Source organism: Streptomyces sp. NPDC041968 (assembly GCF_055589025.1).
On sequence record NZ_JBVJCB010000028.1, the window covers coordinates 1 to 8,400 of the forward strand.

An 8,400-nucleotide genomic window follows, 5' to 3' on the forward strand; every position below is an offset into this window, starting at 1 on the left:
ACCGCGCGCTGCTCCAACCCCGCCCGCGACAACAGCGACCAGCCCACGTCCACCAGGTCGGGTCCGGACGCACCGGAGACCAGCTCCCGCAACCGGCCCGCCTGCGCCGCAAGACCCGCTGCCGACTTCGCCGACACGGTCAGCGGCACCCGTGCGGAGCCGGTCGAAGGTTCCGGCGCCGGGGCCGTCACCGGCTCGGCCTGCTCGATGATCACGTGCGCGTTGGTGCCACTCATCCCGAACGACGACACACCCGCCCGGCGCGCGCGTCCCGTCTCGGGCCACGCCCGCGACTGGACCGCCAGCCGCACCGCACCGGTCGTCCAGTTCACGTGCTGAGTCGGCTCATCCACGTGCAGCGTCGCCGGAACCGTGCCGGAGCGCAGCGCCTGCACCATCTTGATGACGCCCGCCACACCGGCGGCGGCCTGTGTGTGCCCGATGTTCGACTTGACCGAACCCAGCCACAACGGAGTGTCCTCATCGCGCCCTTGGCCGTACGTCGCGAGCAGCGCCTGCGCCTCGATCGGGTCGCCCAGCCTGGTCCCGGTCCCGTGCGCCTCCACCACGTCCACGTCCGACGCCTCAAGACGCGCGTTGGCCAACGCCTGCCGGATCACCCGCTCCTGCGAGGGACCATTGGGCGCCGTCAGACCGTTCGACGCACCGTCCTGGTTGACGGCACTCCCCCGCACCACCGCCAGCACCTCGTGTCCCTGGCGCACGGCGTCGGACAGCCGCTCCAGCACCAGCACACCCACGCCCTCGGACCACCCGGTGCCGTCCGCGGCCTCCGCGAACGCCTTGCACCGCCCGTCGCCCGCCAGCCCGCCCTGCCGGCTGAACTCGGCGAAGATGCTCGTCCCCGCCATCACCGTCACACCGCCGGCCAGTGCCCTGTCGCACTCACCGCCCCGCAGCGCCTGCACCGCGAGGTGCAACGCCACCAACGACGACGAACAGGCCGTGTCCACCGTCACCGCGGGGCCCTCAAGGCCGAAGGAGTACGCCACGCGGCCCGAGATCACACTGTTGGATCCGCCCGCCAGCACGTGCCCCTCGGCGGTGGTGAAGAGGTCGGTGCCCAGGCCGTAGCCGGACGACGCGGCGCCGATGAGTACGCCGGTACGGGTGTGGTTCTGCGAGAGCGGGTCGATGCCGGCGTGTTCGAAGGCCTCCCAGGACGCCTCCAGCAGCAGCCGCTGCTGCGGGTCCATCGCCAGCGCCTCACGCGGCGAGATCCCGAACAGCGCCGCGTCGAACTCCGTCGCTCCGTCGACGAATCCGCCCCGGCAGGCGTAGTCGCCGTCCCCGTCCTCGGGCCAGCCACGGTCGGTGGGGAAGTCCGTGACGACGTCGCGGCCCGAGGCCACCACGTCCCACAGTTGCTCGGCCGAGTTGGCTCCGCCGGGGTAGCGGCAGCTCATGCCGACGATCGCGATGGGTTCGTCGGCAGCGGCGGGGGTGCCGAGGGAGGGCGCGGCGGAGGCCGCGGAGGTGTCGCCGAAGAGCCGGCCGAGCAGGTGGTCGGTCAACGCGAGCGGCGTCGGGTGGTCGAAGACCAGGGTGGTCGGCAGGGGCAGCCCGGTCTCGGAGGTGAGCAGGTTGCGCAGTTCGACGGCGGTGAGCGAGTCGAACCCGAGGTCGCGGAAGGCGCGACGGGGTTCCACCACGGCGACGCTCGTATGCCCCAGCACCTGCGCGGTGTGCGTGCGGACCGCGTCCAGGAGCAGCCGGTGCCGTTCGGTCCCGGGGGCGGCGGTGAGCGCGTCGCGCAGTGCGGTGGACGGGGTGTCGGCCTCGGCGGTGGTCACCGTGGCCGGGGCCTGTGCGTCGGGGAGTTCGGCGAGCAGGGGGCTCGGGCGGGCGGAGACGAACGCCGGAGCGAACAGCTTCCAGTCGACGTCGGCGACGCTCACGGTGGCCTCGTCATGGTCGACGGCGCACGCGAGTGCCCGGAGAGCGACCGTACGGTCCATCACCGACAGGCCGCGGCGCCGCAGGAACGCGGCGACCTCGTCGTCGGCGGCCATGCCGACCTCGGCCCACGGCCCCCAGGCGATCGCGGTTCCGGTCAGACCTCGGTGCCTGCGGTGCTCCACCAGCGCGTCGAGGAAGGCGTTTCCGGCCGCGTAGGCGCCCTGGCCGCCGCTGCCCCAGGTCGCCGCGATGGAGGAGAAGACGACGAACAGGTCGAGGTCGTCGGTGAGTTCGTCGAGCAGGGCCGCACCGGTGACCTTGGCGCGCATCGCCTCGGCGACCTCGTCCTCGTCGGTGTCCAGCAGCCGGCCCGGCGTCCCGACGCCGGCGGCGTGCACCACTCCGGTGAGCGGAAACTCGGCGGGTACGGCGGCCAGTGCGGCGGCGAGGGACCCACGGTCGGCCACGTCGCACCCGGCGACGGTCACGCGGGAGCCCAACGCGTGCAGCTCGGCTCGGAGTTCTTCCGCGCCGGGTGCGTCGGCGCCGTGCCGGCTCAGCAGCAGCAGGTGCGGCACCCCGCGCCGGGCGAGCCATCGGGCCACCTCGCCGCCGAGCCCTCCGGTCCCCCCGGTGACCAGTACGGTGCCGTCGGTCGTCCACCGGGGCGCGGATCCACGCGGGAGTGGCGCCCGTACGATCCGGCGGCCGTACGCCTGTCCGTCGCGGAGCGCGACCTGGTCCTCCCCGGCCGCGCCGCCGAGCAGTGCGACCAGCGCGTCGCCGACGGTGTCGTCGCCGTGGGCCGGCAGGTCGACCAGTCCGCCCCAGGTGGTGGGGTGCTCCAGGGCCGCGACCCGGCCGAGGCCCCACAACGGTGCCTGCTCCGGGTGGAGCAGCGGATCGTCGTCCCCGGTGGACACCGCGCCGCGGGTCAGGCACCACAGCGGGGCGGCCTGCCCCGCGTCGCCCAGGGCCTGGTAGGTCAGGAGCAGCGCCGCGAGGTCGGTGGGCTGCGCCGGCCGTGGGGTGGTACCGCCCGCGACGACCACGACGCCGTCCGGGGCGGCCGCGGTGAGCCGCTCGGTGAGGACGGCCCGGTCGTCGGCCGCGGTGAGGGTGAGTGCGACGACCCGCGCGCCGGAGGCACGGAGGGTGTTCGCCACGTCCTGGGCGTCGTCGCCGGTGCCCGCGGTGACGAGCAGCCAGGTCCCGGTGAGGGAGCCGCCCGGGGTGAGGGCGAGCGGCTTCCATCGGGCCTGGTAGCGCCAGGATTCCAGGAGGGACTCCTGGCGCAGGGAGCGTCGCCAGGACGACAGCGCCGGTACGAGGTTCGCCAGGGACTCGGGGTCGTCGCGCAGTCCGAGGGTGTCGGTGAGTTCGGTGAGGTCGGCTCGTTCCACCGCTTCCCAGAACCGGTCCTCGTCCGGTGAGGTGGACGGCTGGACGGCGCCCGCCTCGGGCAGCGCCTCGGGCCAGTAGCGCTCGCGCTGGAAGGCGTACGTCGGCAGCTGGACCCCGCGGCCCTCGGGGAGCAGCGAGCGCCAGTCCACCTCGGCGCCGGAGGTCCACAGCCGGGCCAGTGCGGTGAGCGCGGTGGCGGTGTCGTCCCGGTCCTTGCGCAGCACGGGTGCGAACACGGCGTCGGCGGCCGTCTGCTGGGCCATGGCGCAGAGCACCCCGTCGGGGCCCAGCTCGACGAAGCGGGACACGCCCTGGTCCCGGAGGCGTGCCACCCCGTCGGCGAACCGGACCGCCTGCCGCACCTGCCGCACCCAGTACCCCGGGTCCGACATCAGTCCGGGCTCCGCCACCTCGCCGGTCAGGTTGGACACCACGGGGATGGCGGGGTCGGCGAAGTCCAGCTTCTCCACAACGGCGGCGAACTCGGCCAGCATGGGCTCCATCAGCGCGGAGTGGAACGCGTGCGAGACCGTCAGCCGGCGGGTACGGCGCCCCTCCCCCGCCCAGCGCGCGGCCAGCGCGTCGATGGTCTCCTCGGAGCCGGAGACCACCACCGACGAGGGTCCGTTGACGGCGGCGATGTCGGCCCGGCCGGCGAGCGCCTCGACGACCTCGGCCTCGGTCGCCTCGACCGCGAGCATCGCGCCGCCCGAGGGCAGGCCCTGCATCAGCCGGCCCCGCGCCTCGACGAGTCGGCAGGCGTGTGAGAGCGAGAGGACGCCGGCGCAGTGCGCGGCGGCCACCTCACCGATCGAGTGCCCCAGCAGCAGATCCGGGGCGACGCCCCAGGACTCCAGCAACCGGAACGCCGCGACCTCGACGGCGAACAGACCGGCCTGCGTCCACTCGGTCCGGTCCAGCTCGGTGCCACCGGTGAACACCACGTCCTTGAGCGGACGGTCACGCCGCGGGTCGAACTCCGCGCACACGGCGTCGAAGGCCTCGGCGAACGCCGGGAACGACGCGTACAGCCCTCGCCCCATGCCGGCGCGTTGCGCGCCCTGTCCGGTGAAGAGGAACCCGGTCCGGCCCTCGTCGACCGTTCCCGTGACCGCACCGCCGGCCGGGCGCCCGGAGGCCAACGACGCGAGGTGGTCGCGCAGTTCTGCCTCGTCGGTGCCGAAGACCACGGCGCGCCGGGCCAACGCGGCCCGGGTCGTGGCCAGCGACCATGCCACATCGGCGGGACGCTCCGCGCGCTCCGACAGCCGGTCGCAGAGGCGTTCCGCTTGGGCGCGCAGCGCGTCGGGCGTCTGCGCGGACACCGGCCAGAGCAGCGGGCCCGGCAGCGCGCCGGCGCCGGCGTCCGCCGGTTCCCCGGCCGGCTCGTCGCCGGGGAGCGGGGCCGGCGCCTCCTCGAGGATCAGATGGGCGTTGGTGCCGCTGACGCCGAACGCGGAGACACCGATCCGCCGCGGCACGTCCGTACGGGGCCACGGGCGGGCGTCGGCGAGCAGGCGGACTCCGCGGCCCTCCCACACGACGTGGGGCGTGGGGACGGTGACGTGCAAGGTGCGGGGCAGCAGGCCGTTGCGCAGCGCCAACACGCTCTTGATGACGCCGACCACGCCGGAGGCGGCCTGGGTGTGGCCGAGGTTGGACTTGGCCGAGCCGAGCCACAGCGGGCGGTCGTCGGTGCGGTCCCTGCCGTAGGTGTCCTGCAGCGCCTCCAGCTCGATCGGGTCGCCGAGCGCCGTGCCGGTGCCGTGTGCCTCCACCGCGTCGACGTCGGCGGTGGTGAGTCCGGCGTTGGCGAGTGCCTGGCGGATGACGCGCTGCTGGGAGGGGCCGTTGGGTGCGGTGAGGCCGTTGGACGCGCCGTCCTGGTTGACCGCGCTGCCTCGGATGACCGCGAGGACGTCGTGGCCGTTGCGGCGCGCGTCGGAGAGGCGTTCGACCAGGAGTACGCCGACCCCCTCGCTCCAGCCGGTGCCGTCGGCCTCGGCGGAGAACGACTTGCACCGCCCGTCGGAGGCCATCCCGCCCTGCTTGCCGAACTCGGTGAACGCCGCCGGGGTGGTGATCACGGCGACGCCACCGACCAGCGCGCGGCCGCATTCGCCCTGCCGCAGCGCCTGGACGGCCAGGTGGAGGGCGACCAGCGACGAGGAGCAGGCGGTGTCGACGGTGACCGCCGGGCCCTCCAGACCGAGCACGTAGGACAGCCGGCCGGACAGGACGCTGCTGGCGCTGCCGGTCAGCTGGTAGCCCACGGTTGACTCGGGCATCCGGCCCACCGTGTCGTACCCGGACGGTGAGGCGCCGACGAAGACGCCGGTGTCGCTGCCGGCCAGTGAGTGCGGATCGATGCCGGCCCGTTCGGCGACCTCCCAGGCCGCTTCCAGCAGCATCCGCTGCTGGGGGTCCATCGCCAGCGCCTCACGCGGGTTGATCCCGAACAGGGTCGCGTCGAACTCGGCGGCGTCCGGGACGAACCCGCCGCGTCGGGTGTAGCCACCGGTCTCGGCCACGGTCTGGGTCCAGCCGCGGTCGTCGGGGAAGTCGACGATCGCGTCGGTGCCGTCCGCGAGCAGCTGCCACAGATCCTCGGGCGCTGTGACGCCGCCGGGCAGCCGGCAGCTCATCGCGACGACGGCGACGGGTTCCCGGGCCGCCTGCCGCATCTCCCGGTTCTGCCGACGGAGCCGGTCGACTTCCTTGAGCGAGGCTCGGAGGGCCTCGACGGCCTTGTCGCTACGAGTGTTCATCGAGTTCTCCACAGGCTCAGGCATCGTCTCGGTCGGCGTTCAGCGCCATGTCGATCAACGCGTCGGCGTCCAGTTCGTCGATCGAGTCGCCGTCGGTGGACGGGGTGGGCGGGGTGGACGGCTCGTCGGTGTCGCCGGCCAGTCGCAGCAGCGTGTCCACCAGGCCCTCCGCGCGGAGGCGGGCGATCGGAACGGTCGCCAGTGCCTTCCGGATGGCGTCCTCGCCGGGCTCGGCGGGCGTCTTGTCGGCGCTCGGTCCGTGGTCGGCGACGCCGAGTTCCGATCCGAGGTAGGCGGCGACCCCCGTGGGGGTGCGGTGGTTGAAGACCAGGCTCACCGGCAGCCGCAGCCCGGTCGTGCGGCTGAGCCGGTTCCGCAGCTCGACCGCGGTGAGCGAGTCGAAGCCGAGTTCCTTGAACGCGTGCGCGGCCTCGACGACCCGTCCGTCCCGGTACCGCAGGACCGCCGCGGCCTCGGTGCGGACCAGGTCGAGCAGGATCTGCTGCCGCTGTCTGGCCGGTGCGGCGGAGAGCCGGTCGAGCAGTACGGAGGTCTCGTCGTCGCTCGGCTCGTCGGCCGCTTCCGGTGTCCGGTCCCCTTGCAGCGCGGCGATCAGCGGGCTCGGCCGGCTCGCGGTGAACGCCGGCCCGAAGACGTCCCAGTCGAGGTCGGCGACGACCAGACCGTCCTCGTGCCGGTCGATCGCGCCCGCCAGGGCCCGTACGGCCAGTTCGGGCTCCATCGGGACGACCCCGAGCCGCCGCAGCCGGTCGCCCCCCGCCGACGCGGCGAGGCCGCCACCGGCCCAGGAGCCCCACGCCACGGAGGTCCCGGCCAGGCCGGCCTGGCGGCGGTGGCGTACCAGGGCGTCCAGGAACGCGTTGCCCGCGGCGTACGCGCCCTGCCCTCCGCCGCCCCACACGGCGGCGCCGGAGGAGAAGACCACGAACCGCTCCAGGTTCGCCTCCCGGGTCAGTTCGTGCAGCAGGCGCGCACCGGTGACCTTCGCGCCGAGCACGGTGTCGAGATGGTCCGCGTCGACCTCGTCCAGTGCGGTCACCCCGTCGACGCCGGCCGCGTGCAGCACCGCGGTCAGCGGCCACTTCGCCGGCACCGCGGCCAGGACCTCGGCCAGCGCGTCCCGGTCGGTCACGTCGCAGGCGGCCAGGGTGACCTCCGTGCCGAGGGCGGTCAGCTCCGCCGCCAGCTCCGGCGCGCCGTCCGCCGCTTCGCCGCGTCGGCCGACCAGCAGCAGATGGGGGGCGCCCCTGCCGGCCAGCCAGCGGGCGACCTCGGCGCCGACGGCCCCGGTTCCGCCGGTGACCAGCACCGTTCCGGTGGGGGTCCAGGCAGTCGGTGCGGGCTGGGTGGTGTCGGTGTCCTGAGGCGCGCGGACGAGCCGGCGGGCAAGGATGCCGCGGTCGCGGACGGCGACCTGGTCCTCGCCGGTGCCGCCGGCCAGGACGGCGGTCAGCAGGTCGCCGGCGGTGCTGTCGGGAGCGGGAGGGACGTCGATCAGCCCGCCCCAGCGGTCGGGGTGTTCGAGCGCGGCGACCCGGCCGACACCCCAGACCGCCGCCTGGGCGGGACGGTCGACGGGCTCCTCGTGGGTGGACACCGCCCCGTGGGTCAGCGTCCACAGGGGTGCGGTGATGCCCGCGTCACCGAGCGCCTGGGTCAGCGTCACGGTGGCGGCGACCCCGGCGGGCACCGTGGTGCTCGGCAGCGCGCCGTCGGTCGTGGCGATGAGCGACAGGACTCCGGAGAGGGGTTCCCCGGGGCTGGTGGTCTCCTTCAGGCGTGCGGCGAGGGTGTCGCGGTCCGGAGTGTGGTCGTCGTCGACTTCGTACTCCAGGACGCCGGCCCCGGCGGCGCGCAGGGCGGTGGTGGCCCACTTCGTCAGTTCGCAGGCGAGGGGGGCGACGACCAGCCAGGTACCGGTGAGCGGGGTGGTGGCGGGGAGTCCGGTCAGCGGGGACCACTCGATCCGGTAGCGCCAGGTGTCGATGGTGGTGTCCTGACGGCGTCGGGTGCGCCAGGAGGAGAGCGCGGGCAGGAGCGCGCCGAGTTCCCGGGTGGACTCCAGCTCCAGGGTGCCGGTGAGTTCCGCCAGGTCGCCGCGTTCCACGGCGTCCCAGAAGGCGGCCTCCTCGGCGTCGGCGACGACAGCCTCGTGGGTGGTCGGCGCGGGCTCCAGCCAGTAGCGCTCGTGCTGGAAGGCGTAGGCCGGCAGTTCCACGCGGCGTCCGGTGGGGACGACGGCGGACCAGTCGACCCCGGCTCCCGCCACCCACGCCTCGCCCAGGGC

2 protein-coding genes are annotated in these 8,400 nt (G+C 74.5%); both read right to left on the minus strand.

Annotated elements, in window-relative coordinates:
- The coding region (locus tag ACZ6EG_RS33930) for a type I polyketide synthase (protein WP_469610481.1) at positions 1–6,104 on the minus strand (6,104 nt) is incomplete at its 3' end.
- Positions 6,105–6,108: 4 nt separating this feature from the next.
- Positions 6,109–8,400: SDR family NAD(P)-dependent oxidoreductase (locus tag ACZ6EG_RS33935; protein WP_469610478.1), on the minus strand; the 2,292-nt coding region annotated here is incomplete at its 5' end.